General features: G+C 58.2%; 19 protein-coding genes. 10 read left to right on the top strand and 9 right to left on the bottom strand.

The annotated features are described in order from the left end of the window. Positions 1–17: 17 nt before the first annotated feature. The 4 genes from IPP95_10430 (at position 18) to IPP95_10445 (ending at position 4694) form a co-directional block, all read left to right on the top strand. Entirely contained in the window at positions 18–1391 is a 1374-nt protein-coding gene (locus tag IPP95_10430) for a T9SS type A sorting domain-containing protein (protein ID QQS71601.1), read from the top strand. Between the two features lie 352 nt (positions 1392–1743). After that, the gene (locus IPP95_10435) at positions 1744–2832 is read left to right on the top strand and encodes a hypothetical protein (GenBank protein ID QQS71602.1); all 1089 of its coding nucleotides are present in this window, start codon (positions 1744–1746) and stop codon (positions 2830–2832) included. A gap of 168 nt (positions 2833–3000) precedes the next feature. Further along, positions 3001–4371, top strand: a complete 1371-nt coding sequence (locus tag IPP95_10440; protein QQS71603.1) for a T9SS type A sorting domain-containing protein — start codon at positions 3001–3003, stop codon at positions 4369–4371. Continuing rightward, on the top strand, positions 4368–4694 hold the full coding sequence (locus IPP95_10445) for a hypothetical protein (GenBank protein ID QQS71604.1): 327 nt from the start codon (positions 4368–4370) through the stop codon (positions 4692–4694). Before IPP95_10440 ends, IPP95_10445 begins: the two co-directional genes overlap by 4 nt. An 11-nt stretch (positions 4695–4705) precedes the next feature. Here the strand turns inward: IPP95_10445 and gatA are convergent, their stop codons facing one another. The 7 genes from gatA to dut all read right to left on the bottom strand — a co-directional run bounded on the left by gatA (position 4706) and on the right by dut (position 11758). Further along, entirely contained in the window at positions 4706–6109 is a 1404-nt protein-coding gene (gene gatA / locus IPP95_10450; GenBank protein QQS71605.1) for an Asp-tRNA(Asn)/Glu-tRNA(Gln) amidotransferase subunit GatA, read from the bottom strand. A 25-nt stretch (positions 6110–6134) separates the two neighbouring features. Next, positions 6135–6299 (bottom strand): twin-arginine translocase TatA/TatE family subunit, encoded by a 165-nt coding sequence (locus IPP95_10455; GenBank protein ID QQS71606.1) that lies wholly within the window; start codon positions 6297–6299, stop codon positions 6135–6137. A gap of 71 nt (positions 6300–6370) precedes the next feature. Continuing rightward, positions 6371–7651, bottom strand: coding sequence for a peptidoglycan DD-metalloendopeptidase family protein (locus tag IPP95_10460; protein QQS71607.1), 1281 nt, complete (start codon positions 7649–7651; stop codon positions 6371–6373). Further along, a complete protein-coding gene (locus IPP95_10465; protein QQS71608.1) occupies positions 7596–8489 on the bottom strand; it encodes a DUF4292 domain-containing protein in 894 nt (297 codons plus the stop codon). Before IPP95_10465 ends, IPP95_10460 begins: the two co-directional genes overlap by 56 nt. Continuing rightward, the gene (locus IPP95_10470; GenBank protein ID QQS71609.1) at positions 8486–10240 is read right to left on the bottom strand and encodes a tetratricopeptide repeat protein; all 1755 of its coding nucleotides are present in this window, start codon (positions 10238–10240) and stop codon (positions 8486–8488) included. The genes IPP95_10465 and IPP95_10470 overlap by 4 nt, the downstream gene beginning before the upstream one ends. 8 nt (positions 10241–10248) lie before the next feature. Further along, on the bottom strand, positions 10249–11256 hold the full coding sequence (locus tag IPP95_10475; protein QQS71610.1) for an NTP transferase domain-containing protein: 1008 nt from the start codon (positions 11254–11256) through the stop codon (positions 10249–10251). Positions 11257–11272: 16 nt separating this feature from the next. Beyond that, positions 11273–11758 (bottom strand): dUTP diphosphatase, encoded by a 486-nt coding sequence (dut, locus tag IPP95_10480; protein QQS71611.1) that lies wholly within the window; start codon positions 11756–11758, stop codon positions 11273–11275. A 239-nt stretch (positions 11759–11997) separates the two neighbouring features. Here dut and IPP95_10485 point away from each other — a divergent pair, with 239 nt between their 5' ends. From IPP95_10485 to IPP95_10500, 4 genes are read left to right on the top strand one after another with little or no spacing between them, the layout of a single operon-like run. Then, complete coding sequence (locus tag IPP95_10485; GenBank protein ID QQS71612.1) at positions 11998–12393, top strand: transposase; 396 nt, start codon at positions 11998–12000, stop codon at positions 12391–12393. Beyond that, positions 12303–12689: a transposase gene (locus tag IPP95_10490; protein QQS71613.1), complete on the top strand. Its 387-nt coding sequence runs from the start codon at positions 12303–12305 to the stop codon at positions 12687–12689. Before IPP95_10485 ends, IPP95_10490 begins: the two co-directional genes overlap by 91 nt. A gap of 20 nt (positions 12690–12709) precedes the next feature. Beyond that, complete coding sequence (locus IPP95_10495) at positions 12710–12973, top strand: transposase (GenBank protein QQS71614.1); 264 nt, start codon at positions 12710–12712, stop codon at positions 12971–12973. A 21-nt stretch (positions 12974–12994) separates the two neighbouring features. Next, positions 12995–13231, top strand: a complete 237-nt coding sequence (locus tag IPP95_10500; protein ID QQS71615.1) for a transposase — start codon at positions 12995–12997, stop codon at positions 13229–13231. Positions 13232–13465: 234 nt separating this feature from the next. Here IPP95_10500 and IPP95_10505 read toward each other — a convergent pair whose 3' ends face one another. Both IPP95_10505 and IPP95_10510 read right to left on the bottom strand, forming a co-directional pair. Continuing rightward, on the bottom strand, positions 13466–13927 hold the full coding sequence (locus IPP95_10505; GenBank protein QQS74247.1) for an ORF6N domain-containing protein: 462 nt from the start codon (positions 13925–13927) through the stop codon (positions 13466–13468). A gap of 113 nt (positions 13928–14040) precedes the next feature. After that, complete coding sequence (locus IPP95_10510) at positions 14041–14412, bottom strand: single-stranded DNA-binding protein (protein QQS71616.1); 372 nt, start codon at positions 14410–14412, stop codon at positions 14041–14043. A 515-nt stretch (positions 14413–14927) separates the two neighbouring features. Between IPP95_10510 and IPP95_10515 the strand changes: the two genes are divergently transcribed. Together IPP95_10515 and IPP95_10520 are read left to right on the top strand one after the other, a co-directional pair. After that, on the top strand, positions 14928–15404 hold the full coding sequence (locus IPP95_10515; protein QQS74248.1) for an RNA polymerase sigma factor: 477 nt from the start codon (positions 14928–14930) through the stop codon (positions 15402–15404). Then, on the top strand, positions 15379–16890 hold the full coding sequence (locus IPP95_10520) for a hypothetical protein (GenBank protein ID QQS71617.1): 1512 nt from the start codon (positions 15379–15381) through the stop codon (positions 16888–16890). Before IPP95_10515 ends, IPP95_10520 begins: the two co-directional genes overlap by 26 nt. Positions 16891–16926 lie beyond the last annotated feature (36 nt).

The raw sequence follows: 16926 nt of genomic DNA on the forward strand, positions 1-16926 counted from the left end.
CGGAACCTTGGGGTGGTTTGGATCTGAATTTCACCCCCTCCGATGTTTTGATCACAACGGAGGACCGGTGGATGGACTATGGACGCACGGTCGCCAATATCAGTGACGAAGGTGGCAACTTGCTCTTCAGCACCAACGGCGTGTTTGTGGCCGATGCCAATGGGGATCTGATGCAGAACGGAAGCGGCCTTAACCCCAGTTCGTATACCTCGCAACACTCGTCCCCCCCGAGCGGGTTGTACATTTCACAAGGCTGCTTGATCCTTCCCAAGCCGGATACGCCGGGGATCTATTACTTGGTACACAGTACGATCGACATACTGCCCTACGCAAGGGCGATAGCCTTGTACCTCACCACCGTCGACATGGCGTTGGCCAATGGTTTGGGCGGAGTGGTGAGCAAGAATCAGATTTTGGTTGCCGATACCTTGAACGCGGGTAAGGTCACTGCCGTGCGGCACGCGAATGGACGGGACTGGTGGGTATTCTGCCACAAAGCATACACCAATGCGTTCTACCGTATACTGGTAAGCCCGTCGGGAGTTTCCGTGGACGGGGTGCAAAACATCGGCTCCGTGCGGGCACCAGATCATGGTCAGGTCTGCTTTTCCCCGGACGGCACCAAATTCGCCTATTACGGGGATTTGCAGAGTGGTGATATGGACATCTATGATTTCGACCGTTGTACAGGCTTGTTCTCGAACCCCGTAACGGTCCCGATCCCTGATGCCAACAACATGGCCGGCGTGGCGTTTTCCCCCAACAGTAGATATGTATATGTCACCTCCGTTCTGGATGTAAACCAATTCGATACGGAGGCTTCCGATATCGCCGCCTCCATGGTCCACATCGCACACTGGGACAGCACCTATTCCCCCAGCCCGCCCTTCGCAACCGTGTTCGATATCGCCCAATTGGCACCGGACGGGAAGATCTATATCGGCACGGGCAACGGCACCCTGCGAATGCATGTGATCAACAACCCGGACGAGCCGGGCCTGGCCTGCAACATGGTGCAGCACGGCGTCGAGCTTCCACGCTACTATTTCAACTCCTTGCCCAACCACCCCAATTATTTCTTGGGGCCTTTGGCGGGCAGCCCTTGCGATACCTTGGCCTTGGGTGTGCAGGAGCGGCCACCATCCCTTACAGTAAGCGCCTACCCTAATCCATCAGCAGGCGGCCACTTTACGTTGAGCTACCCGGCACAGCCCACGGTGGGCGAATTGGAGGTGCGCGATGTGGCCGGGCGCGTGGTGCTGGATGAACGCATACCGCAGTGGAGCACCCTGCACCAAGTGGAGCTTGCCGGGCAAGCTGCGGGCATGTACCAGTGCAAGCTCACATGGGCAAAAGGGAGTGTTGCCACCGATATCATGCTGGAACGATGAGCATACGGAACTTCCTTCTTCTTGCCGTTTTGGTGCCGGTGTGGGTTTGCGGGCAAGATGTGCAGCGCGCCCGCATCGCCGCAGGGCGAAACAATCCTGTCAATCCTGCAATCCTGTCCCAAAAGGACCCTGCCAGATCCCATCCACCCAACGCGCTCACCATGCAAGTGGTCATGGCGCAAAGGCATACGGGTATTTCCGATGAGCAATGGCGAAAGATCATGCTGGGTCCTGTCAACGCTACCTTGTATCCCATCCGGCTCACGCAAGCCATGTTGGATACCTTGGATGCGACCCAATTGGATCCGAGGTACCGGTATGAAATGGTGCGGTGAAACGAAAACACGGGAAGATGGGGAACATTGAAACAAGCACAGACCGCAGGGTCTCGAAGCGGAGACCCGGCGGGAGGGAGAAGCAGTTCCACGCGATGCTGAACGGATATGGCATCACGGAGCTGGACCATTTGATCGCCAAGGACAGCTTGCAGAACGACCCCTATACCGAAGAAAGCAAGTACATGCTGAAAGGCGGCCTGTACAAGAAGCTGGACGAGGACTCCGACCTGCGCAACAGTGATCAGGAATTGGCCGACTTCTACAACGACCTCCAAGGCAGCACCACCGCCGCCTTCAAATCCATCGACGACAGCCAAAAGACGCTGAGCAACATGGACAGCAGCGTGGTGGCACAATTGCAGGCCAACCGTGCTCAGATCGAAACCTTGATGGACTCAGTGAAATCAGGGATGGTGGAAATGGATGACAGCACGCTGACAGACGCGCAACGCAGTGCGATCCTTTCCGGGTTGAGCGGATACCGCAGCACCATCAGCACCCTCACCGCGTGGAACAACTCCGCGCTCCAGCTGGCCGCAACCACCAAGGTGCTTACTGCCGAAAGCATAAAGGCAGCCAATACCAACGTCGGCACCACCAAGTTGATCGAAAGCAACGAGAAGCAGGTGAATGAGATCTACTTGTCCACCGTGGGCAAGGAGGTGGACACCTTCACTGTGGACCAGACCAACACCCTGTTCTTCATCGCGAACCAATGCCCCATGGTCGGCGGCAATTCCGTGTACAGGGCACGTTCCCTCTACCGCCTGATCGATGATGAACAGCAATTCGACGATCCGCAGCTCTGTCTGCAGCACGGCATCATTGTGAAGAGCTTGGTGGCACGTGAAACGAACACCATTGGCGTAGTGCCCAACCCGGCAAGGGACGGGGCAACACTGGTATTGGGCAAGCCACTAGAAGAACCCGGTGTCTTCATCTTGTTCAACTCGGTAGGCAAAGAAGTAATGCGGCTGAACGTTCCCGCAGAGGATTACCACATGTCCTTTGCCACAAGCGGGCTGGCCACCGGCGTGTACCACTATCGGGTTGTCACCGATCTGGGCTTAGTGGGTAACGGCAGGTTGTCCATTGTCCGCTAAGATTTGACCCACTGAAAGATGGCACAGAATGGAACACTCCGGTTCCTTTTGATCTGTTGCATAGTGCATGGTGCGGGAATCACGCACCATGCACTTGCCCAGGGTGTGAACAATAGATGGTCAATGGGATACAATGGTTCGGGTGGATCACCGGAACCTTGGGGTGGTTTGGATCTGAATTTCACCCCCTCCGATGTTTTGATCACAACGGAGGACCGGTGGATGGACTATGGACGCACGGTCGCCAATATCAGTGACGAAGGTGGCAACTTGCTCTTCAGCACCAATAGTGTGTACGTGGCCGATGCCAATGGGAATTTGATGCAGAACGGCGCAGGGCTGAACCCCAGTTCGTATACCTCGCAATACACATCACATCCAAGTGGCTTGCACATTTCACAAGGATGCTTGATCCTTCCCGCACCGGTCACGCCAGGGATTTTTTACCTTTTCCATGGGACCATTGACGACCAAGTGGCTTTCACGGCCCATTCCTTGTATCTCACCACCATCGACATGGACTTGGAAGGTGGCTTGGGCAGGGTGGTGAGCAAGAACCAAGTATTGATCGCTGACACCTTGAATGTGGGCAAGATCACGGCCGTGCGGCACGCCAACGGACAGGACTGGTGGGTGTTCTGCCATAAAAAGGATACGAGCACCTTCTACCGGCTGCTGGTAACACCGCAGGGCGTGCAGGTGGATGGAATACAGTCCATTGGGACTACGAATTCAAACCCTATCAGCCAGGTTTGTTTTTCTCCCGACGGCAGCAAGTTCGCCATGCCCCGGAGTTCGGTGGTCGACGGAACAGAGATCTTCGGGTTCGACCGTTGCACGGGGCTGTTCTCCGAGCCGGCACCTGTCCAGGTCCCAAACCTGAATTTCAAGGTCGGCGTGGCTTTTTCCCCGAATAGTCGCTTCTTGTATGTCTCGGCAGTGACGGACGTGTACCAGTACGACACGGAGGCTTCCGATATCGCTGGGAGCATGGTCCATATCGCCCATTGGGACAGCACTTACTCACCCAGCCCGCCCTTCGCCACTCTGTTCGACATTGCGCAATTGGCACCGGACGGGAAGATCTATATCGGCACGGGCAACGGTACATTGCGCATGCACGTGATCAACAACCCGGATGCCCCGGGCTTGGCCTGCAACATGGTACAGCACGGCATTGAGCTTCCCCGCTATTACTCGAACTCCCTACCCAACCACCCCAATTATTTTTTGGGGCCTTTGGCGGGCAGCCCTTGCGATACGTTGGCTTTGGGGGTGCAGGAGCAAGCGCCAACACTTACGGTGCGTGCTTATCCGAATCCCTCCAATAGTGCCTTCACACTCAGCTACCCGGCGCAGCCCACGGTAGGCCAGTTGGAAATACGCGATGTGGCCGGGCGGGTGGTGTTGCGCGAGCGCATACCGCAGTGGAGCACCCTGCACCAAGTGGAGCTGGCCGGGCAGGCTGCGGGCATGTACCAATGCAAGCTTACGTGGGCAAATGGGAGTGTTGCCACGCATGTAATTTTGGAACGATGAGGTTGCGGAACATCATAGCCCTACTGGCCTTGGCACCTGCGATGGCATGGGCGCAAAGCGCCGTCCCGGCAGGGACGCCCGATCCTGTCAATCCTGAAATCCTGTCCAAAAAAGACCCAGTCCGATCCGAAGCTCCTAACGCGCTCACCATGCAGGTGATCATGGCACAAAAGCACACCGGCATCTCCGATGAGCAGTGGCGGAAGATCATGCTGGAGCCTGTCAATGCTTCGTTGTATCCCATCCGGCTTACGCAAGGGATGTTGGATACCTTGGATGCGACTAAATTGGATCCGAGGTACCGGTATGAGATGGTGCGGTGAAAGCAACCTTTTCACCCCCCGAACAAGCGCTGCGAGATAGCCAGCAGCCGCTCATCATCAAATGGTCTGGCCATGAGCTGGATACCGAAGGGCAGTCCGTTGGAATGCGTACCCGTGGGGAGCGAGATGGCCGGTGTGCCCGCAAGGTTGGCCTGCACGGTGAAGATGTCCTGCAGGTACATGGTCACGGGGTCGCTGATGTGGCCGTGCGGGAAGGCGGTGGTGGGGCAAGTGGGCGTTAGCACGAGGTCGAAGCGGGAAAGGGTGTCCAGGGTATTGTCCCGGATGATCCGCCGCACCCGCATGCCTTGGGCGTAATACGCATCATAGAAACCGGCGCTTAACACGAAGGTGCCCAACAGGATCCGGCGTTTCACCTCGGGGCCGAAGCCCTCCGTGCGGCTTTTCCGATAGGTCTCGTCGATCCCTTTGGCGCTCTGGGAACGATGCCCGTAACGTATGCCGTCGAAGCGGGCCAGGTTACTGCTGGCCTCGGCGGTGGAAAGGATGTAGTACGTGGGCACGAACAGGTCCGCCATGGGCAGTTCCACCGGCTCCACGGTGTGCCCGTCGGCGCGGAGCCGTTCGATCTGGCCGCTCACATGGGCCTTGATCTCCGGGTCCATTCCTGGATGCTCCAAGCAATGTTCGTAGTAGCCGATCTTCAATTTTCCCGTTTCCGCCGAAATGGAAGGCAAGGGTTTGTGGCTGCTGGTATTGTCCCGCTCGTCCGGCCCGGCGATCACACGGTACACACTGTCAATGTCCCGTGTGTCATGGGCAAAGGGCCCGATCTGGTCGAATGAGCTGGCGAAGGCGATCAACCCGTAACGGCTCACGCGCCCGTATGTGGGCTTGAACCCGGTCACGCCGCAAAAAGAGGCCGGCTGGCGGATGGAGCCGCCCGTATCGCTGCCCAGCGCGATGTGGCAGATCCCGGCAGCCACCGAGGCCGCCGCGCCGCCGCTGCTTCCTCCGGGCACCATGGCCGGGTTTGCGGGGTTGCCCACCGCGCCGAACGCGCTGTTCTCGTTGCTGCTGCCCATGGCGAACTCGTCGCAATTGGTGCGCCCGAGGATCACCGCGTCAGCGGCCAGAATGCGTTCCACCACAGTGCCGCTGTATGGGCTGACATAGCCCTCCAGCATGTGGGATGATGCGGACACGTGATGGCCCGTATAACAGAGGTTGTCCTTGATGCTGATAATGGCCCCGGCCAATGGACCGGCCGTCCCCGCTGCGATCTTCGCATCCACCTCTGCGGCCTTCGCCAGAGCGGTTTCCTCGAACAGCTCCAAGAAAATGTTCAGATCAGCCAGCGTCCGGGCCTCACGAAGCGCCGCGCGGGTCATCTCCACCACGGTCGTGGTTCCGGATGCCAATGCGGCTTTGGCCTCGTGAAAGGTTCGCGTCATGCTCATCGCGCCGGGGGACGCGCGCTCAGGAGTTGCCCGGAGGCGGCGTGGTGTCGTCCTTCTGGGCATCCTTGAACTCCTTCATGCCTCTTCCGAGGCCACGCATGAGTTCGGGGATCTTCTTGCCTCCGAAGATCAGTAGGATGACCGCGACGATGAGGATGATCTCCGTAGGACCTAATTTTCCCATGATTGAGCGGGCGGCCGAAAGAGCGGTCCGTCCGAGGTGACAAATGTAGTGCGGGGGAACTTCCCCCCTTCCTATTGCAGGATCCAAATTGCGGGATCCACTTTTTGCAGGGAACCGTCACTGGCGATCTTCCAGATCTCGATATGCGCCGTACTGGCACCGTCCTCGGTCATCACGGTGCCTACCTCCTGCTTAGTGTCCACCCGGTCGCCCTTGGCCACGGACACCTCCCGGAGGTTGCTATACACGGTGCGATAAGCCCCGTGGCTCAACATCACGGCTTTGCCCGCGCCCGGTATCACGATCACGCTGCTGACCTCGCCGCGGAAGATGGCCCTCACCGGCGCACCGGGCACACAACCGATGTCAAGGCCGTTGTTCTCGATCATGATACCACGAAGCACCGGATGGGCCTGTTTGCCGAACCCGCTGGTGATGGTGCCCTTTGCGACGGGCCAGGGCAATTTGCCCTTGTTCTTTTCGAAGTCGGCGTTCAGCTCCTTGGCTTCCGGGGTCATGGTGAACTCCATTTTCCCCGGTGCCGTGCCCGGCGCTACGCTCTTGCCTGCGGCCTTCCTGCTCTTGGCGATCTCCGCCTCGATGGACTTGCGGATGGCGGCCGCTAATTCCTGTCGTTGCTTTTCCTGCTTCTTTAAGGCTTGGCGCAGTCGGCCTTCCTCCTTTCTCAATCCATCCAAGGCACTTTGCTGGCCCTTTTTGTCTGCGTTCAACTTATGGGCCTCCGTCAATTGGCGATCCAACAGGTTGGTCTTGTCCTTCCGTCTGGCGGCCAGCACATCCACTTTACCGGAGAGCATGGTGCGCGTCTCCTCGATCAAAGTAGCCTGTTGCCTGCGCTGCTGTGCCAATTGCTCCAGATATCGCGATCGCCGGAACGCTTGGGCAAAGCTTTCCGCCGCAAAAATGTAACTGAGCCGGTCGTAGGCGTTCCTGTTCATGTAGGCGAACTGCACCATCCGTCCATATTCCTCCTTGAGGTTCTCCAGATCGGTCTCCAAGGTGCGGATGCTGTCACGCGTGTCCTGGATCTCTTGATCGATCCGGAACACCTCACTGTTCATGGTGTTGATCAGCTCTTGGCGCTGGCGGATCTGCGCTTCCAGCAATTGTACCTGCTGTTGAGTGCTACGCTGGTCTCCGCGGGTCTTTTCGATCAGCGCGCTGGTCTCCTTGATCTGTGCGTCCAGAGCGTCGCGCTTCTTCTCCAGGTCCTTTCTCCCCTGCGCGGCTGCCGGGATCAGGCAGGTGCCGAGGAACAGGACCAGCGCTAATGACCTAGTCCATCGGAGTGAACTTCTCCGGAATGCGGAAGGGAAGGTTGAGCGGTCCATTCAGTTGGATGCGGTCCAAGCGCAACGTGCCTGTGGCTTGTTGGTCCGGAGCGGACAAAGAAAGTATGACGAGAGCGGGGATCGAGCGCCCGTCCACGGTCTTTCGTTCCATATAACGCACATCGGCCTGTTGATCGTGCGCAAGATCGCTAATGAGCACACGGCTTACGCGCATACTGTCGGGATCTATCCAATACTTGTACACCATCGCGTCGTGCCGTTCGGCCCTTCGCAAGGTCCGCTCCAACCTTTTTTCGCGCATGTCCCTGTCGTTCGGCAGGGTATCACCGGGAGCAATATCCTCAGCGGCCCGAACGAATTTCCGTCTTTCCTTACTGGTGAGCGTGTACATGCCGTCCTCCCGGTCGCTGCGGTATTTTTCCGTGGGATCGAGACCGATGGGCAGCCCCAGCAAGGCGTCCTGAAAGAGCTGCAGCGTGGGCTTCACGCCGAATTTGGTCTGAGCCTGGGTGGTGTCGCCGAGCCAATAGGTGTCATGGATCTTGTCGATCAGGAAGAGCGAGTCCGTGGTCAGCAATGCCCGCGCCACTTCGATGCCCAAGGCCGGGGTTATGCTGACCCAAGCGGCGCTGTCCCGCACCACCCGCAGGTGCGCCTTGAAGCTCTTGTTGTCGGTGGTGGTCTTCAGTGAAATATCCGCCTTGGCACTGAAATAGCGGGCATTGGCCGGGGTGCGGGCCGCCAGGTCTTCTTGGAGCTCGGCAGCGCTCTTCGGATGGAGATCGCTAGTGCTTCTCCCGATCAGGGGCTTGCCACTGTGACAAGCGGAAAACAAGACAACAAGTCCCGCGGGGATGACCCAAAGCGGTAGCCTCATTCCACCAAGGTCCCTTCGCTGACCTTCCGGTCGATGAGATCACCAGCCCCTCCAGCGGCCTGAGCCTTTTTCCATTGCTCCAACGCCCCAGCGACATCCCCCAGCTTGAAGAGTATGTCCCCGTAGTGTTCCAGCAACACACCCTCGTCCTTGTCGTTGGCCTTCAGGGCTTTCTCTTGCCACTCCTTGGCCTTGTCATATTGGCCTTCCTTGTAGAGGATCCAGGCATAGGTGTCCATATAGGTGGCCACTCCCGGGGAAAGATCATTGCACTTCCGGCTCATTTCCTCGGCCTTGGCGAGCTTTTCGCCACGCTCGCTGAGGTAATAGGACCAATTGTTCAGCGCGCTGGCATCGTTGGGGTTGATGGCGAGCGCCTTGCCATAAGCCTCATCGCTCTGGGGATAATCCTTCGCGGAGTTATATGAATCACCGAGCAGGCTCCAGAACTGGGCTTCCAGCGGCTTGTTGTCCACCACCAGGTCGCGCCCGGTCACCAGCGCTTCAATGGCTTCTTCGTTCCGCTTGAGCTGGGTGAGCGCAATACCCTGATAGAGATAGAGCTCAGGTTGTGTCGGAAAGAGATCCGCAGCTTTTGCGGCATCCTCGTCCAGTGACTTCCAGTCCGCCAGCTGGTAGTCCAGCTGTAGCAGGGCGCTCCATATCGGGAACTTGTCCTGCTCATGCGCCAGTGCTTCCCTAAATGCGTCGCGCGCTTGTTCGGGTTTCTTTTCCCGCATGAAAAAGTCCCCTTCGATGGACCATGGCTTTCCGGACTGCGGATGGGCCTTCTTCAAGACGTCGATCAAATGGTGGCTCTGCTCGACGAGCTGCTGGTTCACCGAATCAGCTTGGGCCGCGCCGGTCATCTGGTAAAAGCCCAGCAATAGCTGCATCTTCGGGTCGATGTCCAGGTCGGGGTCGGAAAAGGCCTCGCGCAATTGCTCGTAACCCTGTTCCAGGTCGCCCTTATCGTAGTAGAACTGCGCCAAGGAGATGCGCGTCATGCTGTCATCGGGGTCGGCGGCGATCGCCTTTTTGTACAGCTCCAACGCCTTGTCGTCCTGTCCCAGTTCCTGGTACACCTCAGCGAGCATGCCGCAGTAGTGCGTATCCTCCGGGTCCGCAGCGATGGTCCGCTCCAAGAGGTCGCGGGCCTTGCCGATCTCATTGGCTCCGACCAACATGTCGTATTCACGCATCACCAGCTCCTCACTGGGCCCGATGCGCTTCTCCAGATCGCGGTAGACCTTTTGGGCCTCGTCGATCTTTTTCTGTTTGCTCAGCACGTCGGCCAAGCCGAAGTACACCTCGTAGCGTTCAGGCCATTTATCCAGAATGCCCTGGTAAGCCTTGGTGGCACCCGGAAGATCACCAAGTTGGGTGCTGAGGTCCGCCAGCAGAAAGCGGTACCAGATGTTGGTCTTGTCCGTTGCAACGGCCTTCTTCGCCATGGCAAGCGCCTCGTCGCCCTGTTGCGCCTGGTGGTACAGCTTGGCAAGCTCGAACATGGCCGCGGCGTTGGTCGGATCCACCTTCAGTGCAGCACGGTACAGCTGTACGGCCTTTCCGGGATCACCTTGGAGCCGGGCACTGGTGGCGTCCAAGAAAAGACGCATCTCCATCGCCTGCTTGTCCTTCGGCGCGGAGCCTTCCGTATCCGGCGAGGAGGGGCCGCTGTTTACCGCTTTCGTACCGCTGCAAGAAGCCAGCAGAACGATCAGGAACAGAGGGAGGAAGATGCGTGTCATAGAGGGGTTCAGGCTACAGCACAATCGTCACCGATGCTGAGGTCCATGGCTTGTCCGCGCACGGAGCTGCGCTCGCCGAGCATGCTGTTGTCGATCACGGCATCGGTGATCGAAACGTTCGCACGCACGATGGAATTGCGCACCACGCTGCCGGTGATCGTACTACCGCTTTCGATGGAGACATAAGGTCCGACAATGGCCTTGTCCAAAGTGACGCCTTCGCCGATGAAGCAGGGCGGGATCACCACGCTGTCGTTCATCTTCAACTTGGGGTCCACCAGTCCTTTCTCATCCTTGATGAAACCGAGCACCTTGGTGTTGGTATCCACCATGGCGTTCTTGTTGCCGCAGTCCATCCACGCGCTCACGGTGCCGGCCTTGAAGCGGGCACCTTTCTGCTTCATGTGCTCCATGGCGTTGGTGAGCTGGTATTCGCCCTTGTCGCGGATGTCGTTATCGATGAGGTATTGCATCTCACCGCGCAGCCGCTCACCATCCTTGAAGTAGTAGATGCCGATGATGGCCAGATCGCTCACGAATTCCTGCGGCTTCTCCACGAATTCGGTGATGATGCCTTTGTCATCCAGCTTTACCACGCCGAAAGCGCGCGGGTCTTCCACTTTGTTCACCCAGATCACGCCATCGGGATCGGCATCCAGTTTCATGTCGGCACGAAAGAGCGTATCGGCAAAAGCGACGATCACGGGGCCGGAAAGTGCGCTCTGTGCACAAAGGATGGCATGGGCGGTGCCCAGTGCCTCGGTTTGGTGATGGATGGTCCCCTTCGCTCCAACGCCCTTGGCGATGGCTACCAGCTGCTCTTCCACGGCGGTACCGAATGCCGGGTTGGTCACAAAGGCAACCTCCTCCACGGGTTCCCCGGCCACCTTGGCGAGGTCTTCAACAAGGCGTTGAACAATGGGTTTGCCCGCAATAGGCAACAAGGGTTTGGCGGTGGTGTGGGTGTGCGGACGCATCCGCTTGCCCATACCGGCCATGGGAACGATGATCTTCATATCGGGGTCTTCACGGTCAATGCGTACCGGTGTGGCCGAAGCCGCCGGTGCCGCGTTCTGAGGCGCGAAGGTCCGCGTTTTCCTCGAAACGAATGCGCTCGTAACGCGAAACCACCAATTGGGCCACCCTTTCACCGTCCTTCACCTCGAAGGCTTCCTTGCCATGATTGATCAGCAGAACGCCTATTTCACCGCGGTAATCCGCATCGATGGTGCCCGGTGCATTCAACACCGTGACGCCATGCTTGAAGGCCAGACCGCTGCGGGGCCGCACCTGCGCCTCGGTGCCTTCCGGCAGCTCGATGAACAGTCCCGTGGGTATGAGCTTGTATGTGCCGGGCGCGAGGGTGATGGGCGCATCCAAGTTGGCGCGAAGGTCCAAGCCTGCACTGTGGTCGGTGGCGTATGCGGGCAGCGGGTGGTGGCTTTTGTTCACCACGCGAACAGTAGTGGCTTGCTGCGTTTCCCGCAACAAGGTATTGGACTGAAGGTCGTTCGGCATGTTACAAAGGTCGGGGCTGGGGATGGGATGGTGATGCTATTTCACCTCTCACTTTTTAACTCAACTTGATGTCGCGCAATGCGACATCAAGAATTCCTGTTTCATCCTCCGGTATGGAGGTCACAAATTGTGACCTCAAGTTCAGGGCACTGAGACAGTAGAGGTGGCCGCAAATTGCGTGAGAGTATTCTGAAAAGTGTGTCAAGGATAGTTTGACAAACCATTCAGAAACTTGCCCCATGAAAAAGAGAAAAGTTGAAAAAGAGAAGGCGTTCGACTACGCCAAGTTCGAGCAAGAAGCCATCCAAGGATTGACAGAAGGCAAGGGCCTGATCGGAGAACACGGTGTGCTCACGGGCATGATCGGCCGCCTGCTTTCCGCCGCCTTCGAAGGGGAGATGGACGCGCATTTGGACCAGGAGAAGAAGCGGAGCAATAGGCGCAACGGCTACACCGACAAGACCGTGAGAACGGCACTGGGTCCCGTTTCGGTCAGGCCTCCGCGAGACCGCAACGGCAGTTTTGAGCCGACGATCATCAAGAAGTGGGACCGGTCGCTGGCCCCGAACTGGAGAACCAGATCCTGCATCTGTACGGCAAGGGCACCAGCTACGAGGACATTGGGGACCATCTAAAGAAGATGTACGGGGTGAGCTACTCCCCATCGTTCATCAGCTCGATCACCGACCGGGTGTTCGAGGAGATCGAGACATGGCGCAACCGCCCGCTGGAAGAGGTGTACGTGGTCATTTATCTCGATGCGGTCCACTACAAGGTCCGGGAGAATAGAAAGGTGTTGACCAAAGCCGTTTACTCGGTATACGGGGTGAGGATGGACGGGGAACGTGATGTTCTCGGCTTGTTCATCGGCGATGCGGAAGGAGCACGCCATTGGGCGCGCGTTCTGGAGAACATCAGGACCGCGGGGTAAAGGACGTGCTGTTCTTCAGCGTGGACGGCCTGAACGGCTTCAGCGAGGCGATCCAAGGCGTATTCACGCGAGCGGTCGTACAGCGCTGCATCGTCCATATGGTGCGCACCAGCTTGAAGTTCGTCTCTTGGAAGGACTACAAGACAGTTTGCCAAGGACTGCGTTCGATCTACCAGCAGGATAGTCCTGAAGCGGCCTGGGAAAAGCTCCAGGAGTTCAAGCGGGAATGGGTAGGAGATATCCGGAGATCGCGGCCAAGTGGGAGAAAGACTGGTGCGAGCTAAGCCCGTTCTTTGATCATCCCGATGCCATACGCAGGGGTGATCTACACCACGAACCCGGTGGAGGCCCTGCACCGCATTCTTCGCAAGGCCACCAAGACCAAGGGTGCGTTCATCAGCGAAAGTGCCTTGGAGAAGCAATTATATTTGACACTTAAGCACAACGAGAAAAGCTGGAAGAGAAAGGTCCGCAGCTGGCCGCAGATCCTTCAGTCGTTGAGCAACATGTACCCCGAAAGATTGGCCCATGTGCTGGTCTGAGGATCCGGCACGGAGACATTCTCCTTTGGCTTGGGGCCAGGAGAATGTCACCGTGCCTCAGTGCAGATTGACACACATTTCGGAATACTCCCAATTGCGTCAACCTTGAATTAGGCTCTCAAGCGATGGTGCAACTTCCCGCTTCACCGCTTGCTCTTCTCCTTCCCGGCTTTGAACCCAACGACCGGCCGGGGCTTGGTCTTGGCGACTTGCGCCAACAAGCGGCGCTCCTCATCACGCTGTTCCATACTTCTTCAAGTGCTTGAAGATCGCCCGGATGTCCCGGTCGTGATGGCTCACCTTGCCGTTCAATTTTTCCAGTTGGACCAGTACGTCCTTGTGCGTGGCGAACATGGTCCGCATCCGTGTGAATACGCGAATGATCTGGATGTTGACCGCGATGGCGGCTTGGCTGTTCAGCACGCTGGAGAGCATGGCCACGCCCTGTTCGGTAAATACCAAGGGCAGCTTTCTACGGCCTCCCCAACTTGATGTCACATTCTGTGATATCAAGATCTCCCATTCTTCAGGATCCAGCATGAACATGAAGTCAGCTGGGAAGCGCTTGGGATTCCTTTTGACGGCCTGGTTCAAGGTCCGGGTCTCCACTTGGTACAGTTCAGCCAAGTCGCTATCGAGCATCACCTTCTGCCCACGCACCGTGTGGATCTTGCTCATCACCAGCTCATCAGCAATGGCCGGTGTGCTTTCTTTCTTGCTCATGTTGATCGTTGTTTATCGACCTTCAGCGAAAAAGCAGCGGGGGCACGGGAAACCCCGCACCCCCGCCACTGTCGTTCGGGTCTTGGTCAGGCGGCTGCCTTGCTCTCGGCTTCCTCCTCGCGCTTGGTGTAGGCGATCACCTTGAAGTCGCTCAGCACGATCTCGGTGATGTAGCGCTTGAGGCCGTCCTTCCCGGCGTAGCTGCGGTGTACCAGGCGGCCTTCCAGCATCACGGGGGAGCCTTTTTTCAGCATCATCTCCACCTGGCCGGCGATGCGGCCCCAGGCCACCACGGTGTGCCACTGGGTGTCAGTGACCTTATCACCGGCGGAGTTGGTATAGCTCTCGTTGGTGGCCACGCTCATCCGGGCCACTTTGCGCCCTTTGGCGATCTCACGCACTTCGGGGTCGAATCCGAGGTTTCCGGTCAAGCGGACGAGGTTGTTCAGCGTTTTCATGGTGTTGGGGGTTTAGGGGTTTTCGGTTTGAGGGAATTGTTGGTGTTGAACTCCGCTGCAAACATTCACCGGTGCTTTCCCCTTATTCGGTTGATCTTGCGTTTGTAGTCGTTCATAGCTGTTTGCAGTCGTTTGCACAACGGACGTGGCCATTGGGTTTTAGTCTCCTATCCTCCGGATGGATTTACTGCTGGCGTGATCAGTCGTTAGTCCACTTGACGTGATTTTTTGGACAGGATTTCAGGATTGACAGGATATGGCCGCCTTGCGGCGGGCTCGCATGCTACCGATCGAGGGGCGTAGCCCTTCCAAGCCCATCATCGGGGCTAGGCATTCACCTTAACTTTCAGAAATTCATACACCGAGGCAGCGCGGAGCGGTGGTTCCGTGTCTTCTCCTCGGAAAACACCTTGACCCGACCGGTGCGAGAGCTAAGCGAATACGAGCTGGCACGAGGATGCCAGCGAGAGGAGCGCAGCGCGCAGGAGGCCCTGTACGCCCGTTTTGCACGGCGCATGTTCGTTGTGTGCCTCCGCTATGCGCGCCATCGGCCGGAGGCGGAGGACCTGTTGCAAGAGGGTTTTGTGCGGGTGTTCGACAAGTTGGGCGGCTTCCGCATGGAGGGCTCGCTGGAAGGATGGATACGACGGATCATGGTACACACCTGCATCAACCACGTCCGGAAAAAGTCCGTGCGCAACGAGGTCTTGGGCACGGACCACCTACAGGAGCGCTCCGTGGCCCCCGTGGCGATGGCGAACCTCGGGCAGGAGGAACTGATGACCATGGTACAAGAACTACCGCCGGGCTATCGGGCGGTGTTCAACCTGTACGCGATAGAGGGATACGATCACGCGGAGATCGCGGAGTTGATGGCGTTCGGGGAAAGCACCTCGCGCAGCCAATTGGCCAAGGCCCGGCAGATGCTGCAGCGGCGTTTGGAAGAACTGAAAGCAATGGAACAACATGAGGGAACAACATCCATTAGATGACCTTTTCGCCCGCACCCTGCGGGATGCCGAGGCCGCACCGTCCGATGCGGTGTGGGAAGGCATCGTGCAAGAACGCGGCTGGGCGCACCTGACGCTGTTGCGGCTGCGGCGGCGCTGGGTATGGCTGGCACTGCTACTTCTGTTGGGCGGTACCGCAGGATATGTGGGCATCACTTCCTCCGGTGAAAAACATGCCGGGGTGCCGGGAACGGACAGCTCGACTTCCGTTGCCGTTGTCCCGAACGCCTCGTTGGGCGCTACTTCCACTATGGCGGGGAACGCCTCCTTGGGTGGATCCGCACCGGAGATTCCGGAGCCTTCAAGCTCAGCGGCCGCAGCCGGACCAATACCTGCTTCATCCACGACCGCCTCGCAGCCAACGGATGACGCTTCCGTCGCGGAACACAGATCACCTGAGACCAGCCCTGATCATAGGGTAAGCGATCAAGGGCATTCTGCGATTAAGCTTCCTACCAGCACCTCGGCGGTAACCTCCGAAGCCGATGAGACCTTGACCGCAGCAGTCGATCAAACACTGCTTTCCGTTTCCGACGGACCAACGACCGGACCGACTTCCGGGACTTTGACGGCAGAATTACCGAAGTCGCACATCGCACTGGCAACGACATACGACCGGAAAGATGATAGCGAAGCACCGGGTCTGGTGATCAGTCGCATCGGCCTGCTGTCAACGCGCTCACCGAGGCTGGACCGAGCACTGCTTCAAGCAGTTCCGCAAAATGCTCCTACACCGACCTTTATTGGTCCTCGCCAAGCTTGGTGGTTGGCCGTAACGGTGGGTCAATACCGGGAAACGCGCAACTGGCAAGGCGGGGACGCACAATTGGTGACGGCCCTGCAAGGCACGGAAACACCCCACCGGACTACGAACTTCGGCGTGCTTGCCGGGTTGGAGGGGCGTAAAGGCTGGGGCATCGCCACGGGCATCGAATACGGTGCGGCCCGCTACGATTTCCAACATTTCGACCAGTTCCGTTCCACCCGGGATTCCTTGGTCACGCATGTGATCACCTTCAACACGCAAGTGTTGGACAGTTATGTGGATACGGTCACAACCTATACCGAAGTACGCCGGACAGTGGCCGCCGTGAACCGGTACACCTCGTTACGTGTGCCGTTGGAGGGTAGTTGGCACCGGGCTTGGCGCCGTTGGCACATAGGCCTTCGGGGCGGCGTGGCCGTGGAGTTCAACACCATGCGGTCCGGTGTCACTTTGATGAACAGCGATGGCGGTACGCGGAGCGTGGACGTTTCGTCGACGGAAAAGCAAAAGGCCACACTGGTGAGCGGCGGGCTTGCCGTGGATGTTGGATACGGGCTCACCGAGCGCTTGGGTCTTTGGGCCTCGCCCGGCTACGCCGTAGGGCTGTTTTCTTTGTCACCTACCGATGGCTCCCCGTACGCCGTGCCTGAACGCCTTGGTGTCCGCATCCGTCTCGCTTATACCCTTCGCCCCGGACGATGAGATCCCAACGACCTCGAACCACACGACCGCTCGCAC

It is taken from the genome of Flavobacteriales bacterium, from assembly GCA_016700415.1.
In the GTDB taxonomy this organism is placed as follows: Bacteria; Bacteroidota; Bacteroidia; order Flavobacteriales_F; family PHOS-HE28; genus PHOS-HE28.